Genomic DNA, 19,562 nt, shown 5'->3' with positions numbered 1-19,562 from the left:
AAATTAACGTAACCTATATGGATGCGTTAACGCCGGGTAATAGCAGTGATGCTGAAAGATTTTCCCGCTTTATACTTGCCCATGCCATTTTGTTGAGTTTTCCTGGTGTGCCAGCGATTTATATTCAAAGTATCCTCGGATCGCGCAATGACTATGAAGGTGTGGAGAAACTGGGTTATAACCGGGCGATCAACCGTAAAAAATATCATATAAGACAAATAGAAACGGAACTGGCCGATGAAACTTGTTTGCGTCACGCCATTTACCATGAGTTATCCCGATTAATTGTTCTGCGGCGTAATAACAAAGCATTCCATCCTGATAGTGATTTTAAGATTAACAGTGTTACACCGGCCGTTATGCAAATTAAACGTACGGCAGAGACAGGCGAAGAAATTACTGGTTTATTTAATATCAGCGCTCAGACACAAACCATTAATATTGATATTGAAAATGGATTTGATTTGATTAGCGAAGAAAGTATTTCGGGTAAGGAATTAACGTTACACGCCTGGCAGGTTATGTGGATTAAGAAATAAAAAGGAACATTCCATGCTTAAAGCTAAAATTGTGCTGATTTCAGCACTGGTGTCCTGCGCCCTGGTTTCCGGGTGTAAGGATGATAAAAAATCCTCTGTCGCGATTGAATTTATGCACTCTTCTGTAGAACAGGAGCGGCAGGCGGTTATTGCCAAACTGATTGAGCGCTTTGAAAAAGAGAACCCCGGTATCAGCGTCAAACAGGTTCCTGTTGAAGAGGATGCTTACAACACCAAAGTGATTACCCTCGCACGTAGCGGTTCACTTCCTGAAGTCATTGAAACCAGCCATGACTACGCGAAAGTCATGGACAAAGAATCGCTTATCGATCGCAAAGCGGTGGCGCAGGTCATCAACAGTGTGGGTGAAGACGCGTTTTATGATGGCGTACTGCGTATTGTGCGTACCGAAGATGGCTCTGCATGGACCGGGGTACCGGTTAGCGCCTGGATTGGCGGGGTCTGGTATCGCAAAGATGCACTGGCAAAAGCAGGGCTGGAAGAGCCGAAAGACTGGCAGCAACTGCTCGAAGTGGCGCAGAAGTTAAACGATCCGGGCAGTAAAAAATATGGTATTGCGCTACCTACGGCGGAAAGCGTATTGACCGAACAGTCCTTCTCTCAGTTCGCGCTCTCTAACCAGGCTAACGTTTTCGATGCGCAGGGAAAGATCACGCTCGACACGCCGGAGATGGCCCAGGCGTTGCAGTATTACCGCCAGCTTGCGATGAATACCATGCCGGGATCTAACGACATCATGGAGGTCAAAGACGCTTTCATGAACGGCACTGCGCCGATGGCTATTTATTCCACCTATATCCTCCCGGCGGTGATTAAGGAGGGGGATCCTAAAAATGTTGGCTTTATGGTTCCGACGGAAAAAACGTCTGCCGTCTACGGCATGTTGACATCGCTGACCATAACCGCAGGTCAAAAAACCGAAGAGACAGAAGCCGCAGAAAAATTTGTCACCTTTATGGAGCAGGCCGACAACATTGCTGACTGGGTGATGATGTCCCCTGGCGCTGCGCTCCCGGTCAATAAAGCAGTGGTGAATACCGCAACGTGGAAAGATAACCCCGTTATTAAAGCACTGGGTGAATTACCCGATCAACTGATTGCCGAACTGCCGAATATTCAGGTGTTTGGCGCAGTCGGCGATAAGAACTTTACCCGCATGGGCGACGTTACGGGTTCCGGTGTCATAAGCACCATGGTGCACAACGTCACGGTAGGAAAAGCCGATCTTTCAACGACGATGAAGGCAAGCCAGACCAAACTGGATGACCTTGTTGAACAGCGCTAATGGGGAAATGGAAAGCCGTGATGAAAAAGTTCTTCTCAGGTCGATCGGATATGCCATTTGCCATGCTGCTGCTGGCGCCCAGCTTGCTCTTGCTGGGTGGTTTAGTCGCATGGCCGATGATATCTAACATCGAAATCAGCTTTATGCGTCTGCCGCTTAATCCACAAATTGAGTCAACATTTGTCGGCTTGAGCAACTATATCCGTATCTTAACCGATCCCGGATTCTGGCATTCGCTGTGGATGACGGTCTGGTATACCGCGCTGGTTGTTGCCGGGAGCACGGTGCTGGGGCTGGGAGTGGCGATGTTTTTTAACCGTGAGTTTCGTCTGCGAAAAACGGCGCGCTCGCTGGTGATCCTCTCTTACGTAACGCCATCAATTTCGCTGGTGTTTGCCTGGAAATACATGTTCAACAACGGCTACGGCATTGTGAACTACCTCGGCGTGGATCTGCTGCATCTGTACGATCAGGCGCCGCTGTGGTTCGACAATCCCGGCAGCAGCTTCGCACTGGTTGTACTTTTCGCCATCTGGCGCTACTTCCCGTATGCCTTTATCTCATTTCTGGCGATTTTGCAGACTATTGATAAATCGTTGTATGAGGCGGCGGAAATGGATGGCGCGAACGCCTGGCAACGGTTTCGTATCGTCACGCTGCCAGCGATCATGCCGGTGCTGGCGACCGTAGTCACGCTGCGTACGATCTGGATGTTCTATATGTTCGCCGATGTTTATCTGCTGACCACCAAAGTCGATATTCTCGGGGTCTATCTCTATAAAACGGCTTTTGCATTCAATGACCTGGGTAAAGCGGCCGCAATTTCTGTCGTTCTTTTCGTCATCATTTTCGCTGTTATCCTGCTGACCAGAAAACGGGTGAACCTCAATGGCAACAAATAAGCGCACGCTTGGCCGCATCGGCTTTTACTGTGGATTAATTGTCTTCCTCGGTATCACGTTATTTCCGTTTTTTGTGATGCTGATGACCTCATTTAAAAGCGCAAAAGAGGCGATTTCACTGCATCCCACGCTGTTACCTCAGCAATGGACGCTGGAACATTACATCGACATTTTCAACCCGATGATCTTCCCGTTTGTTGACTACTTCCGTAATAGCCTGGTGGTATCGGTCTCGTCATCTGTGGTGGCGGTGTTTCTCGGCGTCCTCGGAGCGTATGCGCTGTCCCGCCTGCGTTTTAAGGGACGGATGACCATCAACGCCAGCTTTTACACGGTGTACATGTTCTCGGGGATTTTGCTGGTGGTGCCGTTGTTCAAAATCATTACGGCCCTCGGCATTTATGACACCGAAATGGCGTTGATTATCACCATGGTGACCCAAACGCTGCCGACAGCCGTGTTCATGTTGAAAAGCTACTTCGACACCATTCCGGATGAGATAGAAGAAGCCGCGATGATGGATGGATTAAATCGTCTGCAAATTATCTTTCGCATCACCGTGCCGTTGGCCATGTCTGGTCTGGTTTCGGTCTTTGTGTACTGCTTTATGGTCGCGTGGAATGACTATCTGTTTGCCTCGATTTTCCTCTCCAGCGCCAGCAATTTTACCTTACCGGTCGGTCTGAACGCGCTGTTCAGTACGCCTGACTATATCTGGGGACGCATGATGGCCGCATCGTTGGTCACCGCATTGCCGGTGGTCATTATGTATGCGCTTTCCGAACGTTTTATTAAGAGTGGTTTGACCGCAGGCGGCGTGAAAGGCTAAGCGGCCAGTTTAATTAAGGAGTTGTAAATGAAGAAGTTAGTTGCCACCGAACCGCGTGTTGCAGCGCTGGTGGAATATGAAGACAGAGCGGTATCCGCCAATGAAGTGAAAGTCCGCGTACGTTTTGGCGCACCCAAACATGGCACTGAAGTAGTCGATTTCCGCGCTGCCAGTCCGTTTATTGATGAAGATTTTAACGGCGAATGGCAAATGTTTATGCCGCGTCCGGAAGGGGCGCCGCGCGGAATCGAGTTCGGTAAGTTCCAGCTTGGCAACATGGTTGTGGGCGATGTCATTGAGTGTGGTAGCGATGTGACCGATTACGCTGTCGGCGACTCTGTCTGCGGATATGGTCCACTGGCAGAAACGGTCATCTTTAATGCCGTGAACAACTACAAACTGCGCAAAATGCCGGAAGGCAGTTCGTGGAAAAATGCTGTGTGCTATGACCCTGCACAGTTCGCTATGAGCGGTGTGCGTGATGCCAATGTGCGCGTCGGTGACTTTGTGGTCATCGTCGGGTTAGGGGCAATTGGCCAGATCGCCGTGCAACTGGCTAAGAAAGCGGGAGCGTCAGTGGTGATTGGCGTGGATCCGATTGCCCATCGTTGTGATATCGCGCGTCGCCATGGGGCTGATTTCTGTCTGGACCCGATTGGCACTGACGTGGGCATGGAAATTAAAAAGCTGACCGGCAAACAGGGCGCGGATGTGATCATCGAAACCAGCGGCTATGCGGATGCGCTGCAATCAGCGTTACGCGGTCTGGCCTACGGGGGCACCATCTCCTATGTCGCCTTCGCAAAACCTTTTGCAGAAGGGTTCAATCTGGGCCGTGAAGCGCATTTCAACAACGCCAAAATTGTCTTCTCCCGCGCCTGCAGTGAACCAAATCCAGATTATCCACGCTGGAATCGCAAGCGCATTGAGGAGACCTGCTGGGAGCTGTTGATGAATGGTTATCTGAACTGTGAAGAGCTTATCGACCCGGTAGTTACCTTCGCCAGCAGCCCGGAAAGCTATATGCAGTATGTCGATCGCCATCCGGAACAAAGCATCAAAATGGGCGTGACGTTTTAATTAAGGAATGCAGAAAATGAAAATCGGAACACAGAATCAGGCTTTTTTCCCGGAAAATATTCTCGAGAAATTCCGTTACATCAAAGAGATGGGTTTTGATGGTTTTGAAATTGACGGCAAATTGCTGGTCAACAATCTTGAGGAAGTGAAAGCGGCGATCAAAGAAACAGGTCTGCCCGTGACCACCGCCTGCGGGGGCTATGACGGTTGGATCGGTGATTTTATCGAAGAACGTCGTTTGAATGGTTTACAGCAGATCACCCGCATTCTTGAAGCGCTGGCCGAAGTCGGCGGGCAAGGGATTATTGTCCCTGCCGCCTGGGGCATGTTTACCTTCCGCCTACCGCCGATGACCTCTCCGCGTAGCCTGGAAGGCGATCGCAAAGCCGTCAGTGATTCATTGATTTATCTCGATAAAGTCGCTGAACGTACGGGCACGGTGGTGTATCTCGAGCCGCTCAATCGCTATCAGGATCATATGATCAACACCCTGGCGGATGCTCGCCGCTATATCGTGGAAAACAACCTGAAGCATGTGCAAATCATTGGTGATTTTTACCACATGAATATCGAAGAAGACGATATGGCGCAGGCGCTGCACGATAATCGCGATCTGCTGGGTCACGTGCATATTGCGGATAACCATCGTTATCAGCCGGGGAGCGGTACGCTGGATTTCTCTGCGCTGTTTGACCAACTGCGGGAAGATAATTATCAGGGTTACGTAGTGTATGAAGGACGGGTACGGGCGGAGAACCTGCCGGAAGCATACCGTCAGTCGCTGGCCTGGCTGCGTACCTGCTAAGAGGATTTCCGTGAAAAGTGCACTGACAAGCGCTCCGCTACGTGTCGCCATTATCGGCGCCGGGCAGGTAGCGGATAAAGTTCATGCTTCGTACTACTGCACCCGCAACGATCTGGAACTGGTGGCTGTCTGTGACAGCCGCCTGTCACAGGCGCAGGTGCTGGCAGAGAAATACGGTAATCCGCAGGTTTGGGACGATCCGCAGACGATGTTACGCGAAGCAAAGCCAGATATCGTCAGCATCTGTTCGCCCAATCGTTTTCATTATGAACACACCATGTTGGCGCTGAACGCTGGCTGTCATGTGATGTGCGAAAAGCCCCCGGCCATGACGCCAGACGAGGCGCTGGAGATGTGTAAAACGGCGCGGCGGATGGGAAAAGTACTGGCATATGATTTTCACCATCGTTTCGCACTGGATACCCAGTTGCTTCGCGAACAGGTGATGGCAGGCGCGCTGGGCGAAATCTATGTCACTAATGTCCGCGCTTTGCGTCGCTGCGGCGTACCCGGCTGGGGTGTTTTTACCAACAAGGAACTGCAGGGCGGTGGGCCGCTGATTGATATCGGTATCCATATGCTTGATGCCGCGATGTATGTGTTGGGCTTCCCGGCGGTAAAGCGTGTTAACGCGCACAGCTATCAGCGTATTGGCACACGTAAGAGCAGCGGCCAGTTCGGGGCATGGGATCCCGAGACGTACACCGTTGAGGATTCTCTGTTCGGCACGATCGAATTTCATAACGGTGGGATCCTGCGTCTTGAGACCTCTTTCGCGCTGAATATTCCTGAACAATCGATTATGAACGTCAATTTCTGCGGCGATCTTGCCGGGGCGACCTTATTTCCGGCGCAGGTCTATACCGATCGTGACGGGACACTGGACGTGCTGTTCCAGCGCGAAATAGCCGATGACAATCGTCATTTTCGCAGCATGGAGGCCTTCGTGAATCACGTTCAGGGCGAGCCTGTCGCTATTGCGGACGCAGAGCAGGGCGTCGTTATTCAACAACTGGTTGCCGCACTGTATGAATCGGCTGAAACAGGAACATATGTAGACTTATGACGAAGCCAGTAATGCTAACCGAACCGGCTTTTTGCCCACACAGCCTCAACAAATATGCGTCGCTGATGACGCTTGGCAACGGCTATATGGGGATTCGCGCCAGCCACGAAGAAGCCTACACCTTACAAACTCGCGGCATGTATCTGGCGGGACTGTATCACCGGGCGGGGAAAGGTGAAATTAATGAACTGGTTAATCTGCCTGATGTGGTGGGCGTGGAGATCGCGCTTAATGGTGAGATTTTCTCGCTAACCAGCGGTGTGATTGAGCGCTGGCACCGTGAACTGGATTTTGCCAGCGGAGAATTACGCCGTACCCTGGTCTGGCGAGCGCCCGGCGGCGCACGTTTCGCTATTGAGAGCCGGCGGTTTGTCTCGGCGCAAAAACTGCCGCTGTTTGCTATGGAAGTTGCCGTTACCCCGCTGGATGGTGATGCGAGCATTGGCATCTCAACCGGGATTGATGCCACGATCACCAATCATGGACGTCAGCATCTGGATGAAACGCAGGTCCGGGTATTTGGTCAGCATCTGCTGCAAGGCATTTACACCACCCAGGACAATCGCAACGATATCGCGATCGCGACGTTTTGCGACGTAGACGGTGCGGCGCAGCGCTGCTTCACCGCCAAAGAACGTCGGTTGTTACAACACAATAGCGTGCAGGCGAAAACCGGACAACGCGTTACGCTGACGAAAATTAGCTGGATCGACTGGGCGAGCGAGCGCAGCCTGTCGCTGGAAACCTGGGCACGCCAGTCGCTACGTAATCTGGAAGCGTGCGCCCAGCAGGGATACGATGCGCTGCTGGCGGAGTCGACCGCTAACTGGCATGCCTGGTGGCAAAGCCGTCGCGTTCAGGTCACCAGTAATGATATGAGCGATCAGCGAGCGCTGGATTATGCGCTCTATCATTTGCGTGTAATGACGCCAGATCACGATGAGCGCAGCAGTATTGCGGCGAAAGGTCTGACAGGCGAAGGATATAAAGGCCACGTTTTCTGGGATACCGAGGTCTTTCTGTTACCGTTCCATCTCTTCACCGAGCCGAAAACAGCAAGAAGTTTATTACGTTACCGCTGGCATAATTTGTCGGGCGCGCGTGAGAAAGCCCGCCGCAACGGTTGGCAGGGGGCGCTGTTTCCCTGGGAGAGCGCGCGCAGCGGTGAGGAGGAGACGCCTGAATTCGCGGCGATCAACATCCGTACCGGGCTGCGGCAGAAAGTGGCCTCCGCACAGGCTGAGCATCATCTCGTGGCGGATATAGCCTGGGCGGTGATTAATTACTGGCATGCCACCGGGGATATGAACTTTATGTCCCGTGAAGGTATAACGCTGCTTCTGGAAACAGCGAAGTTCTGGATCAGCAGAGCCGTTATGGTTAATGACCGTTTAGAGATCCACAATGTAATTGGCCCGGATGAATACACAGAGCATGTGAACAACAATGCGTTCACCAACTACATGGCCTGGTACAACGTGGAGCAGGCGCTCGGTTTTGCGCGTCGCCTGGGCTGTAGCGATGAGACCTTTATTCACCGTGCTGAGCATTTTTTACGCCATCTGTGGCGACCGGAAGCGTTGTCTGATGGCGTGTTACCTCAGGACGACACCTTCCTGAGCAAACCGGTTATCGATCTGTCCAGTTACAAAGCGAAAGCGGGCAAGCAGACGATTTTGCTCGATTACTCCCGCGCAGAGGTCAATGAGATGCAAATTCTCAAACAGGCCGATGTGGTGATGCTGACCTATATGCTGCCGGAGCAATTCAACCCGCAAACCTGTCTGGCGAACTTGCGCTTTTACGAGCCGCGCACCATTCATGACTCGTCTTTGAGTAAGGCTATCCATGGGATTGTGGCTGCGCGTTGTGGGGATTCAGAGCAGGGGTATCGCTTCTGGCGTGAAGGATCGCTTATCGATCTCGGAGACGATCCACATAGCTGTGATGACGGTATTCACGCAGCGGCGACGGGGGCCATCTGGCTGGGCGCAATTCAGGGATTTGCTGGCGTGAATGTTCGCCACGGGGAGTTACATCTTGCCCCTGCATTGCCTGACCATTGGCAAACTCTCTCTTTCCCACTGCGTTGGCAGGGCGTTGATATGCACGTGACTATCAATAAAGCAGAGATCCGCATTAGCAGTACTGAGCGTATTACCTTGTGGGTTAATGGCGAAAAGATCGCCGTCCAGGGGGCGTCAGCGATTACCTATGACGGTATTATTACGTCTATTTATGGGACCGCTACCACAAAAAGGGACGATGAATGATACTCAAACCACAGGCCATCATTTTTGATTTGGATGGCGTGATTACCGATACCGCGCATCTGCATTTCCTGGCGTGGCGGCAGGTAGCCGACGAAATAGGGATTGCGATTGACGAAGCATTTAATGACAGCCTGAAAGGGATTAGTCGTGGCGAGTCACTGCAGCGTATTTTGCACCACGGCGGAAAGGCGGGGGAGTTTACTCCCGAGACTTGCGCACAATTGGCTGAGAGAAAAAATCGTCTGTATGTCCATTCTTTGCGCCAGTTAACGGTTAACTCGGTATTGCCGGGGATTCGCGAACTGTTAATGACATTACGGGAAGAGCGGATTCCGGTGGGGCTGGCCTCAGTGTCGCTCAATGCGCCCACTATTTTACAGGCGCTTGATCTTAGCGCTTGTTTTGACTTTTGTGCGGATGCGGCGCTGATTACCCGTTCGAAACCGGATCCGGAGATTTTTCTGGCTGCCTGTGCGGGTCTTGGCGTTGACCCGCAGCAGTGCATTGGCATAGAAGATGCTCAAGCAGGCGTTGATGCGATCAACGCCTGCGGCATGCGCTCTGTTGGCATCGGTACGGGGCTGAACGGGGCAAACTTGCAGCTCCCTTCAACCGAATTTCTGACGTGGCCGTGCTTATCGGCTTTCTGGCAACACGACAAGTAAAGGATTCAACATGGCACAGCTTTCGTTGCAACATATTCAAAAAATTTACGACAACCAGGTGCACGTCGTTAAAGACTTCAATCTGGAAATCGAAGACAAAGAGTTTATTGTTTTTGTTGGGCCTTCCGGTTGCGGGAAGTCTACGACGTTGCGCATGATCGCCGGCCTGGAAGAGATCAGCGGCGGCGATCTGCTGATTGACGGTAAACGGATGAATGATGTGCCGGCGAAATCGCGCAATATTGCGATGGTTTTTCAGAACTATGCGTTGTACCCGCACATGACCGTCTATGACAATATGGCGTTTGGCCTGAAGATGCAGAAAATTGCTCCGGCGGTGATCGAGGAGCGCGTTAACTGGGCGGCGCAAATCCTTGGCCTGCGCGATTATCTGCAGCGTAAACCTGGCGCGTTATCCGGCGGTCAGCGTCAGCGCGTGGCGCTGGGACGTGCGATTGTTCGTGAGGCGGGGGTCTTCCTGATGGATGAGCCTTTATCGAATCTCGATGCCAAACTTCGCGTGCAGATGCGGGCAGAAATTAGCAAACTGCATCAGAAACTGAATACCACCATGATATATGTTACCCATGATCAAACCGAAGCCATGACGATGGCGACGCGTATTGTGATTATGAAGGATGGCATTGTTCAACAGGTTGGCGCACCGAAAACGGTGTATAACCACCCGGCAAATATGTTCGTCGCCGGATTTATTGGGTCGCCGGCCATGAATTTTATTCGTGGCGCGATTGATGGTAATAAATTCGTTACCGAAACGCTGAAGTTAACCATTCCCGAAAATAAATTAGCACAGCTAAAAGCGCAGGGTTATGAGCATCAGGCCGTTACGCTGGGTATTCGTCCTGAAGACATACATCCGCAGCCTAATAATGAAAATAATGTATCAGCAAAAATTAGCGTCGCAGAATTAACAGGCGCTGAGTTTATGCTTTATACCATCGTTGGGGGGCATGAGTTAGTGGTCCGTGCTGGGGCAGTGAATGATTATCACGCAGGAGAAAATATCACTATTCATTTTGATATGGCGAAATGCCATTTCTTTGATGCTGAAACTGAAGTGGCTATTCAATAAAATTCCGGGGGGATAACCCCCCGAATCTTGGTGTTTTTTTTAGAGTATTTTAACAAGGAATAATAATGAAAACCCTACTGTCCGCTACTGCGCTGATTATGAGCGCAGGAGTGGCCTGTGCGCAGGCCGCTGAAAAAAATGACTGGCGCTTTAATATCGGTGCCATGTACGAAATAGAAAACGTTGAAGGTCAGGGCGAAGATATGGATGGACTGGCTGAGCCGTCAGTCTATTTTAATGCGTCCAATGGACCATGGAAAATATCTGTGGCCTATTATCAGGAAGGTCCGGTTGATTACAGCGAGGGGAAACGCGGTACCTGGTTTGATCGCCCGGAACTGGAAGTTCGCTATCAATTCCTCGAAAGCGAGGATGTTAATTTCGGCCTGACCGGTGGTTTCCGTAATTACGGCTATCACTATGTTAATGAACCAGGAAAAGACACTGCCAATATGCAGCGCTGGAAAGTTCAGCCGGACTGGGATATTAAACTTAGCGACGATTTGCATTTTAGCGGCTGGCTGGCAATGTATCAATTCGTCAATGACTTGAGTACCACAGGTTACTCAGATAGCCGCGTTGAAAGCGAAACCGGTCTGAATTATACCTTCAACGAAACGGTGGGCTTAACGGTCAACTATTATCTCGAACGCGGTTTTAATCTGGCGGACTCGCGTAATAATGGTGAGTTCTCAACCCAGGAAATTCGTGCTTACTTACCGTTGTCTTTCGGCAATACCACCCTGACGCCGTACACCCGTATTGGCCTCGACCGCTGGACGAACTGGGACTGGCAGGATGATCCGGAACGTGAAGGGCATGATTTCAATCGGCTTGGTTTACTGTATGCTTATGATTTCCAGAATGGTTTATCAATGTCACTGGAATATGCATATGAATGGGAAGATCACGACGAAGGTGAAAGCGACAGATTCCATTATGCGGGGATTGGTGTGAATTACGCATTCTAAAATGTGCAGGGGCATTGTTATGCCCCTGTTTTTACACCAGTGAGTCGGCCAACGATATTTGCGTACCCACGGTGATGTTCTGCAATCCTTTCTCACCGGCAATCAGATTAAATAATAAATTACAGCTTTGTTCGCCGAGCTGCTGAGTTGGGACATCAATGCCTCCCGGCACGGGTGTCAGCATAAATGACAGCAGTTCATTACTGTAGCCTACAACGGCAAGCTGTTGCGGAATGGCGATATTTTTCTCAGCCGCCACGCGATATAAACTCATTAACTTTAAACTGTCGGTGGCAAATACTGCGTCGGGTAACGGTTGTTGACTCAGTAATTTCCGCGAAGCGAGCAGGGCGGTCTCATGAGTATAACCCCCATCAATAATCCACTCATCGCGTATTTGAATATTATGTGCCTGAAGACTGGCTTTATACCCGTTGACGCGATCGATGGAAACATGAACGTCAAGCGGGGCATGTAAACAGGCAATATTACTGTGGCCGCTCTCAATAAGCGCATTTGTCAGTGTGATGCTGTCACGATAGTTATCAGTGTCTACAGAATACACATTGGCGTATTCTCCTTCCACTTTACCAATAACCACGACCGGGACGTTATATTTATCCAGTCTTGCAAAAAAAGATTCATCGGCGGGAGAACTCAGCATAATGATGCCTTTGATCAATTTTTGCTTAATTTTACTCTCACATTTTTGTAAATCATCTTCGGTGCTTCGCGACGTCTGTAATATGACATCAAAACCGACTTCTTCGGCTTTGGCCGTAATAGCATGCAGCACTTCAGAGAAAAAGGGATTACCGGCGGTTGTTTTGGCAGAACGGGTTGATATCACCATTATTGCGTCAAAGCCGGAAGAGGTGAGCGCCCGAGCCAGTTTATTGGGCTGATACTGTAACTCATCAATAGCGCGCAGCACTTTTTCCAGCGCTTCCGGCGAGATGTTGGTTTGCTTATTCAGCACGCGCGATACCGTGGATTTTGATACGCCAGCGGCTCGTGCAATATCATAAATGGTAGGAGACATAGATCCCAAGCTCCGTCCGAGAGTCAATGGCGGACATATTATGGAGTTCAATGCCGAATGACAACAATCACAGAATGCTGACAGAAAAATCAAAAGACACACCGCACAATGTGTTACCTGAAGAACAATGCGATCTGCTGGTGTGTACGATGATAATGCAGACGCAATATTTTCTTAAGAACTGGCGTATAGTGTTGTAGTGAAATCCAACTATCGATCAGGAAGATATTATGTTTAAAAAAGGCGTATTAGCGTTGGTACTGGTCATTGGCATGCCGGTTTATGCTGCCGAACACTGGATTGATGTTCGTGTTCCTGAGCAATACCAACAGCAGCATATTCAGGGGGCCGTCAATATTCCGTTAAAAGAGATGAAGGCGCGTATCGCAACAGAAGTGCCTGATAAGACCGACACCGTGAAGTTGTATTGCAACTCTGGGCGTCAGTCGGGGCAGGCGAAGGATATGCTCGTTGAAATGGGCTACACGCAGGTGACGAATGAAGGTGGAATCAACCAGATCGCGCTGCCAAAAGTAGAGAATAACTAAACCATCCGTATATCTTCTGTAACAGGCGGCAGGAATAATGCCGTCTGACACCGCTCAGGTAGTTGATAAATAAGAATTGACCCCTATCTTTACTTCCTGTTTGTTATAATTTCTTCGGTTCCTTCAGCATAACGGGATGGCGATGAAGCGACTTAAAAATGAACTCAATTCGCTGGTTAATCGCGGCGTAGATCGGCATTTGCGCCTGGCTGTCACCGGGCTTAGCCGTAGCGGTAAGACGGCGTTCATCACCGCGATGGTAAACCAGTTACTCAATATTCATGCCGGTGCGCGTCTGCCGTTGCTCAGCTGCGTGCGCGAAGAACGTCTGCTCGGCGTTAAACGGGTTCCTCAACGTGATTTTGGCATTCCGCGTTTTACCTATGATGAGGGACTGGCTCAGCTGTATGGTTCTCCGCCAGCCTGGCCGACACCGACGCGCGGGGTGAGCGAAATTCGCCTGGCGCTGCGCTACAAGTCCAATGACTCTTTGCTGCGCCACTTCAAAGACACCTCCACGCTATACCTGGAAATCGTCGATTATCCGGGCGAGTGGCTGCTCGATCTACCGATGCTGGCGCAGGATTACCTGAGCTGGTCGCGGCAAATGACCGGATTATTGCAAGGTCAGCGGGGCGAATGGTCGGCCAGATGGCGACAGCTATGCCAGGGGCTGGATCCGCTGGCCCCTGCTGATGAAAACCGTCTGGCGGAAATTGCCGCCGCGTGGACGGAGTATTTGCATCAGTGCAAACAGCAGGGACTGCATTTTATTCAACCAGGACGCTTTGTCCTGCCGGGAGATATGGCGGGTGCGCCCGCGCTGCAATTCTTCCCGTGGCCGGATGTGGAAGAATACGGCGAATCTAAGCTGGCGCAGGCGGACAAACACACCAACGCAGGCATGTTGCGCGAGCGGTTTAATTACTATTGCGAAAAGGTTGTGAAGGGCTTTTATAAGAATCACTTCCTGCGTTTTGATCGCCAAATTGTACTGGTGGATTGCCTGCAACCGCTCAACAGCGGGCCACAGGCGTTCAATGATATGCGTCTGGCGCTGACTCAATTGATGCAAAGCTTCCACTATGGGCAGCGTACGCTGTTTCGTCGGCTGTTCTCTCCGGTGATCGACAAACTGTTATTTGCCGCCACCAAAGCTGACCATGTCACGGTCGATCAGCACGCCAATATGGTGTCGTTGCTCCAGCAACTGATTCAGGATGCCTGGCAAAACGCCGCGTTCGAAGGTATTAGCATGGATTGTCTGGGCCTGGCATCGGTACAGGCAACCACCAGCGGCCTGATTGATGTGAAAGGCGAAAAGATCCCGGCGCTGCGTGGCAATCGCCTGAGCGATGGCGAACCGCTGACCGTCTATCCTGGTGAAGTGCCCGCACGACTGCCAGGGCAGGCATTCTGGGACAGCCAGGGATTTCAGTTTGAAGCATTTCGCCCGCAGGTGATGGATGTTGATAAACCCTTACCGCATATCCGTCTTGATGCCGCGCTGGAGTTTTTAATAGGAGATAAATTGCGATGAGCGAGCCGTTAAAACCGCGTATCGATTTTTCAGGTCCGCTGGACGTGGAACAAAACACGGCGTTTAAAGCGCAGCAAATGTTCAATGAAACGGAAGCGCAGACCTTTGCTCCGGCGACACTGGATGAGCCTCTGGAAGACGAAGGTCAGGCAGAAGCGGTGATTGATGCTGCCTTGCGTCCTAAACGCAGTTTGTGGCGCAAAATGGTGATGGGCGGGCTGGCGCTGTTTGGTGTGAGTGTTGTCGCACAGGGCGTACAGTGGACCATGAATGCCTGGCAGACTCAGGACTGGGTCGCGCTGGGAGGGTGCGCCGCGGGCGCGCTGATCGTCGGCGCAGGCGTGGGTTCAGTGGCGACCGAGTGGCGCAGGTTGTGGCGTTTGCGCCAGCGAGCGCATGAACGTGATGAAGCGCGAGACCTGCTTCATAGCCACGGAACAGGAAAAGGCCGCGCATTTTGTGAAAAGCTGGCGCAGCAGGCGGGTATTGATCAGTCCCATCCGGCGTTACAGCGCTGGTATGCCTCTATCCACGAAACGCAAAACGATCGTGAAATCGTCAGCCTGTATGCCCATCTTGTGCAACCGGTGCTGGACGCGCAGGCGCGACGTGAGATCAGTCGTTCTGCGGCGGAGTCCACACTGATGATTGCCGTCAGCCCACTGGCGCTGGTGGATATGGCATTTATCGCCTGGCGCAATCTGCGGCTGATTAATCGTATTGCCTCGTTGTATGGCATTGAGCTCGGGTATTACAGTCGTCTGCGTCTGTTCCGGCTGGTGCTGCTGAATATCGCCTTTGCCGGCGCCAGCGAATTGGTCCGCGAGGTTGGTATGGACTGGATGTCGCAAGATCTGGCCGCGCGCTTATCCACACGTGCTGCGCAGGGTATTGGTGCCGGGCTGTTAACGGCGCGTCTGGGTATTAAAGCGATGGAACTCTGCCGTCCGCTCCCGTGGATCGATGACGATAAACCACGACTTGGGGATTTTCGCCGCCAGTTGATTGGTCAGGTCAAAGAGACCTTACAAAAGAACAAATCTCCGCGTGAAAGTTAACTGGAACAGGGCGTCGATGGTATAACTTTACGCCGCGGCGCCCAATTTTCCAGCGTGCTGTCAATATTTGTTGACAGAGTTCTTCCTGCAAACCAAATACTGTCTTATCATTTAACACATAATCTCTTGTCCAGGTGAAGGTTCCTATGCGTTTGGAAGTCTTTTGTGAAGACCGACTTGGTCTGACCCGCGAATTGCTCGATTTACTGGTGCTAAGAAGCATTGATTTACGCGGTATCGAGATTGACCCCATCGGGCGAATTTACCTTAATTTTGCGGAGCTGGAGTTCACCAACTTCAGTAGTCTGATGGCTGAAATCCGCCGTATTTCAGGAGTTACGGATGTACGTACCGTCCCCTGGATGCCTTCCGAACGGGAACATCTGGCGCTGAGTGCGCTGCTCGAGGCATTGCCTGAACCCGTTCTTTCTCTGGATATGAAAAGCAAAATTGAGATGGCGAACCCTGCGAGCTGTCAGCTTTTTGCTCACTCTCAGGAGCGGATGCGTAATCATACTGCCGCCCAGTTAATCAATGGTTTTAACTTCCAGCGCTGGCTCGAAAGCAATCCGCAGGATTCACATAGCGAGCATGTCGTGATTAACGGACAGAATTTCCTGATGGAAATTACGCCCGTTCATTTGCAGGGTGAAAATCAGGAGCAAATGCTGACGGGAGCCGTCGTCATGCTGCGTTCCACCATCCGGATGGGGCGTCAGTTGCAAAATATGACCACGCAGGATCTGAGCGCGTTTAGCCAGATTATTGCCGTCAGCGCCAAAATGAAGCATGTCGTAGAACAGGCCCGTAAGCTGGCGACGCTGAGCGCACCGCTGCTGATCACCGGTAATACCGGTACGGGTAAGGATCTCTTTGCCCATGCCTGTCATCTGGCGAGCCCGCGTGCGGCGAAGCCGTATCTGGCGCTGAACTGTGCGTCGATCCCTGAAGACGCGGTCGAAAGCGAGCTGTTTGGTCACGCAGGGGAAGGTAAAAAAGGGTTCTTCGAGCAGGCTAACGGCGGCTCGGTGCTGCTGGATGAGATTGGCGAAATGTCGCCGAGCATGCAGACCAAATTGTTGCGTTTCCTCAATGACGGGACCTTCCGCCGGGTTGGCGAAGATCATGAAGTCCATGTCGATGTACGTGTGATTTGCGCCACGCAAAAGAACCTGGTGGAGCTGGTGCAGAAAGGTTTGTTCCGCGAAGATCTGTATTATCGTCTGAACGTGCTGACCCTCAACCTGCCGCCGCTGCGCGATTGTCCGCAAGATATCATGCCGCTCACCGAACTGTTTGTGGCGCGTTTTGCCGACGAACAGGGCGTACCGCGTCCGAAACTGTCCGCCGATCTCAGTACGGTATTAACCCGCTACGGTTGGCCAGGTAACGTGCGCCAGCTTAAAAATGCCATCTATCGGGCGTTGACCCAGTTAGAGGGATATGAGTTGCGGCCACAGGATATATTATTGCCAGATTACGATGCGGCAACGGTTGCGGTCGGAGAAGAGGTGATGGAAGGCTCGCTGGATGAAATTACCAGCCGCTTTGAACGCTCTGTGCTGACGCAGTTGTATATGAATTACCCCAGCACGCGTAAACTGGCCAAACGGCTTGGTGTTTCACATACTGCGATCGCTAACAAGTTACGCGAGTATGGTTTGAATCAAAAGAAAAGTGAAGAATAAAGTATTATTGCCAATCCTGATTATGGGGTTGGCATTTTTTATTTGTTCATATTATTAATTTATTTTAATGTATTTATATTGAATGTTAATACTCATGTGACCAGTATCCCTCATTCTTAATTAATTATCCCTGTAGTTGCTATTCATTTCACTCATTCCGCATTCCTCTTACAATTAACCGCATTTTGAATAATGCGATTATTAATAAGGGATGATTATGAAACTTAATATATTTACCAAAACAATAATTGGAATGGGCGCATTATGCGTCGCAGCACCCGTATTGGCTCTTGAAGCCTGGAGTGGACAAGAAGGAACCGGCCCTTACGAAGTTATTTATGACAGCGGCGTCTATACCAATGCCTGGTGGGTTGGCGCTTCAGATTGTCCGGGAAATGCCTCAGATGACGAAGCTAATAATCCCTGGCGTTTTGAACGTGATGCAACCGCTGCAGAAATCGCAGAATACGGTAACCCGACAACCTGCGACACTGGCGGCGGTACGGTAACCTATCCGGACTACAGTAGCGCAAATGCCTACAGTGCCAATGATATTGTTACCTACAACGGTGCGACCTGGCAGACTTCTACCGCACAGAGCGCATACGGTTTCACGCCGGGCGCAGCCAATCCATGGGAAGTGTATGCGGAAGTCGCGCAGTGGTCGGCAACCACGACGTACAATAAAGGCGATAAAGTTCAGAAAGATGGCCAGGAATATGAGGCGCTCTTTTATACCATTGGCGATGATCCTTCCCTGGAGGCAAACCAGAACCCGTCTGGCACCAATGGTCGCCCGTGGAAACCGCTGGGTGCTGTCGTAACTTATACGACGGATCAACTCAATAATGCGCCTGAATTTAATTCTTCAACGCTGTATGAAAGCGGGACACTCATTCGATATAACGGCGAAAACTATGTTTCCCAGGCTAAAGTCCAGAAAGTCACGCCAGCCGATACCAATCCGTGGAAAATTTATATTGACTGGTCCGGCACTAAAGCAATGGTCGGGACACCTTCATCTGCATGGCCTGCTCATGTCTACGCGCCGTATGTCGACTATACCCTGAACTCGCTGCCAGACCTTGCCAGTCTTGCCAAAAACCAGAATGTGACCCACTTCACCATGGCCTTTGTGGTGGCGAAGGATGCTGATACCTGTCTGCCAACCTGGGGCACGGCCTACAACATTAATGACTACACGCAGTACAGTAAAATTAAAGCGCTGCGTGAAGCAGGCGGAGATATCATGGTCTCCATCGGTGGCGCCAACAACTCGCCGTTGGCGGCAGCCTGTACCGACGTATCACAACTGCAGCAACACTATTATGACATCGTTGAAAACCTCAACCTGAACGTGCTGGACTTCGATATCGAAGGGACCTGGGTTGCCGACCATGACTCCATTAACCGCCGTAACGAAGCCGTTAAGGCTGCGCAGGATCAATGGAAAGCTGAAGGTCGTAGCGTAGGGATCTGGTACACGTTGCCTATTCTGCCTACCGGTCTGACCGATGACGGTCTGTATGTACTGAACGATGCGAAGGCCAAAGGTGTAAATCTGGCGGGCGTAAACGTGATGGCGATGGACTACGGCAGCAGTATCTGTCAGTCCGACGGTACGGAAGGGCAGAATATTCATGGCAAATGTGCAACCTCAGCTATAGAAAACCTGTCAAGCCAGTTAAAACAGATATTCACCGATAAGAGCGATGACGAGATCAACGCCATGATGGGCGTTACGCCGATGAACGGCTACAACGACGTGCAGGGCGAAGTGTTCTATCTGTCGGATGCTAACCTGGTGATGGATGATGCCAAAGATCGCGATATGGGCATGATTGGTATGTGGTCGATGATGCGTGATCAGCCGGGCGTTGCCGGTCAGGTCTCGCCGGAACACAGTGGGTTAACGGAATCTCAGGCACCGCAATACGCCTTCAGCGAAGTGTTTGCACCGTTTACCCATAGCGATGAGACACCGGCAGAGACGGAAATCAAAGACATCAATGTTGACAAATCGAAATCTAACCCGGAATTAAAATGGACGCAAAATACTGCCAGTATTGAGAGTGGGGAGTATACCGTTACATTGCAACATGATGGCTGGAATATTGATGCCGTTGGTGAGCCGTACTATTTCGGTAAATACGGCAA

The 19,562-nt window shown here is 51.1% G+C and carries 16 protein-coding genes and 1 pseudogene; 16 read left to right on the top strand and 1 reads right to left on the bottom strand.

The window, feature by feature from the left end; genetic code table 11:
- The 11 genes and pseudogenes from JSN25_RS16800 to JSN25_RS16750 all read left to right on the top strand — a co-directional run.
- Positions 1-539: pseudogene (locus JSN25_RS16800) on the top strand (sugar phosphorylase); the annotation flags it as partial.
- A 13-nt stretch (positions 540-552) separates the two neighbouring features.
- On the top strand, positions 553-1,845 hold the full coding sequence (locus tag JSN25_RS16795) for an ABC transporter substrate-binding protein (RefSeq protein WP_038640911.1): 1,293 nt from the start codon (positions 553-555) through the stop codon (positions 1,843-1,845).
- A 20-nt stretch (positions 1,846-1,865) separates the two neighbouring features.
- The gene (locus JSN25_RS16790; RefSeq protein ID WP_204525159.1) at positions 1,866-2,747 is read left to right on the top strand and encodes a carbohydrate ABC transporter permease; all 882 of its coding nucleotides are present in this window, start codon (positions 1,866-1,868) and stop codon (positions 2,745-2,747) included.
- The gene (locus JSN25_RS16785; RefSeq protein ID WP_038640909.1) at positions 2,734-3,576 is read left to right on the top strand and encodes a carbohydrate ABC transporter permease; all 843 of its coding nucleotides are present in this window, start codon (positions 2,734-2,736) and stop codon (positions 3,574-3,576) included. Before JSN25_RS16790 ends, JSN25_RS16785 begins: the two co-directional genes overlap by 14 nt.
- Positions 3,577-3,603: 27 nt before the next feature.
- Positions 3,604-4,656 carry a D-guloside 3-dehydrogenase gene (locus JSN25_RS16780; protein ID WP_069324992.1) on the top strand — a complete coding sequence of 351 codons (1,053 nt, stop codon included), beginning with the start codon at positions 3,604-3,606 and terminating at the stop codon, positions 4,654-4,656.
- 16 nt (positions 4,657-4,672) lie between these two features.
- Complete coding sequence (locus JSN25_RS16775) at positions 4,673-5,461, top strand: 3-dehydro-D-guloside 4-epimerase (protein WP_038640905.1); 789 nt, start codon at positions 4,673-4,675, stop codon at positions 5,459-5,461.
- Positions 5,462-5,471: 10 nt separating this feature from the next.
- Positions 5,472-6,527, top strand: coding sequence for a D-glucoside 3-dehydrogenase (locus JSN25_RS16770; protein WP_137351428.1), 1,056 nt, complete (start codon positions 5,472-5,474; stop codon positions 6,525-6,527).
- Positions 6,524-8,800, top strand: a complete 2,277-nt coding sequence (locus JSN25_RS16765; RefSeq protein ID WP_199952032.1) for a glycoside hydrolase family 65 protein — start codon at positions 6,524-6,526, stop codon at positions 8,798-8,800. The genes JSN25_RS16770 and JSN25_RS16765 overlap by 4 nt, the downstream gene beginning before the upstream one ends.
- Entirely contained in the window at positions 8,797-9,465 is a 669-nt protein-coding gene (pgmB, locus tag JSN25_RS16760; protein ID WP_038640899.1) for a beta-phosphoglucomutase, read from the top strand. The genes JSN25_RS16765 and pgmB overlap by 4 nt, the downstream gene beginning before the upstream one ends.
- A gap of 10 nt (positions 9,466-9,475) precedes the next feature.
- Complete coding sequence (locus tag JSN25_RS16755; RefSeq protein WP_038640897.1) at positions 9,476-10,558, top strand: ABC transporter ATP-binding protein; 1,083 nt, start codon at positions 9,476-9,478, stop codon at positions 10,556-10,558.
- 65 nt (positions 10,559-10,623) lie between these two features.
- The gene (locus tag JSN25_RS16750) at positions 10,624-11,529 is read left to right on the top strand and encodes an OmpG family monomeric porin (RefSeq protein WP_204525158.1); all 906 of its coding nucleotides are present in this window, start codon (positions 10,624-10,626) and stop codon (positions 11,527-11,529) included.
- Between the two features lie 31 nt (positions 11,530-11,560).
- Here JSN25_RS16750 and JSN25_RS16745 read toward each other — a convergent pair whose 3' ends face one another.
- Positions 11,561-12,571: a LacI family DNA-binding transcriptional regulator gene (locus tag JSN25_RS16745; protein WP_038640893.1), complete on the bottom strand. Its 1,011-nt coding sequence runs from the start codon at positions 12,569-12,571 to the stop codon at positions 11,561-11,563.
- A gap of 230 nt (positions 12,572-12,801) precedes the next feature.
- Here JSN25_RS16745 and pspE point away from each other — a divergent pair, with 230 nt between their 5' ends.
- From pspE to JSN25_RS16720, 5 genes are all read left to right on the top strand, one after another.
- The gene (pspE, locus tag JSN25_RS16740; protein ID WP_137347861.1) at positions 12,802-13,119 is read left to right on the top strand and encodes a thiosulfate sulfurtransferase PspE; all 318 of its coding nucleotides are present in this window, start codon (positions 12,802-12,804) and stop codon (positions 13,117-13,119) included.
- A gap of 142 nt (positions 13,120-13,261) precedes the next feature.
- Positions 13,262-14,659 (top strand): YcjX family GTP-binding protein, encoded by a 1,398-nt coding sequence (locus tag JSN25_RS16735; protein WP_069324996.1) that lies wholly within the window; start codon positions 13,262-13,264, stop codon positions 14,657-14,659.
- Positions 14,656-15,717 (top strand): YcjF family protein, encoded by a 1,062-nt coding sequence (locus JSN25_RS16730; RefSeq protein ID WP_087856139.1) that lies wholly within the window; start codon positions 14,656-14,658, stop codon positions 15,715-15,717. Before JSN25_RS16735 ends, JSN25_RS16730 begins: the two co-directional genes overlap by 4 nt.
- Positions 15,718-15,863: 146 nt before the next feature.
- Positions 15,864-17,405, top strand: coding sequence for a transcriptional regulator TyrR (gene tyrR, locus JSN25_RS16725; RefSeq protein ID WP_038640886.1), 1,542 nt, complete (start codon positions 15,864-15,866; stop codon positions 17,403-17,405).
- 217 nt (positions 17,406-17,622) lie between these two features.
- Positions 17,623-19,562 (top strand): glycosyl hydrolase family 18 protein (locus JSN25_RS16720; protein WP_325168712.1); only part of this gene is annotated, 1,940 nt, incomplete at its 3' end.

Source organism: Citrobacter cronae (assembly GCF_016893685.1).
Taxonomy (GTDB): domain Bacteria; phylum Pseudomonadota; class Gammaproteobacteria; order Enterobacterales; family Enterobacteriaceae; genus Citrobacter; species Citrobacter werkmanii.
The sequence above is the reverse complement of the archived record's forward strand: the minus strand, read 5'-3'. Positions and strand labels throughout refer to the sequence as shown.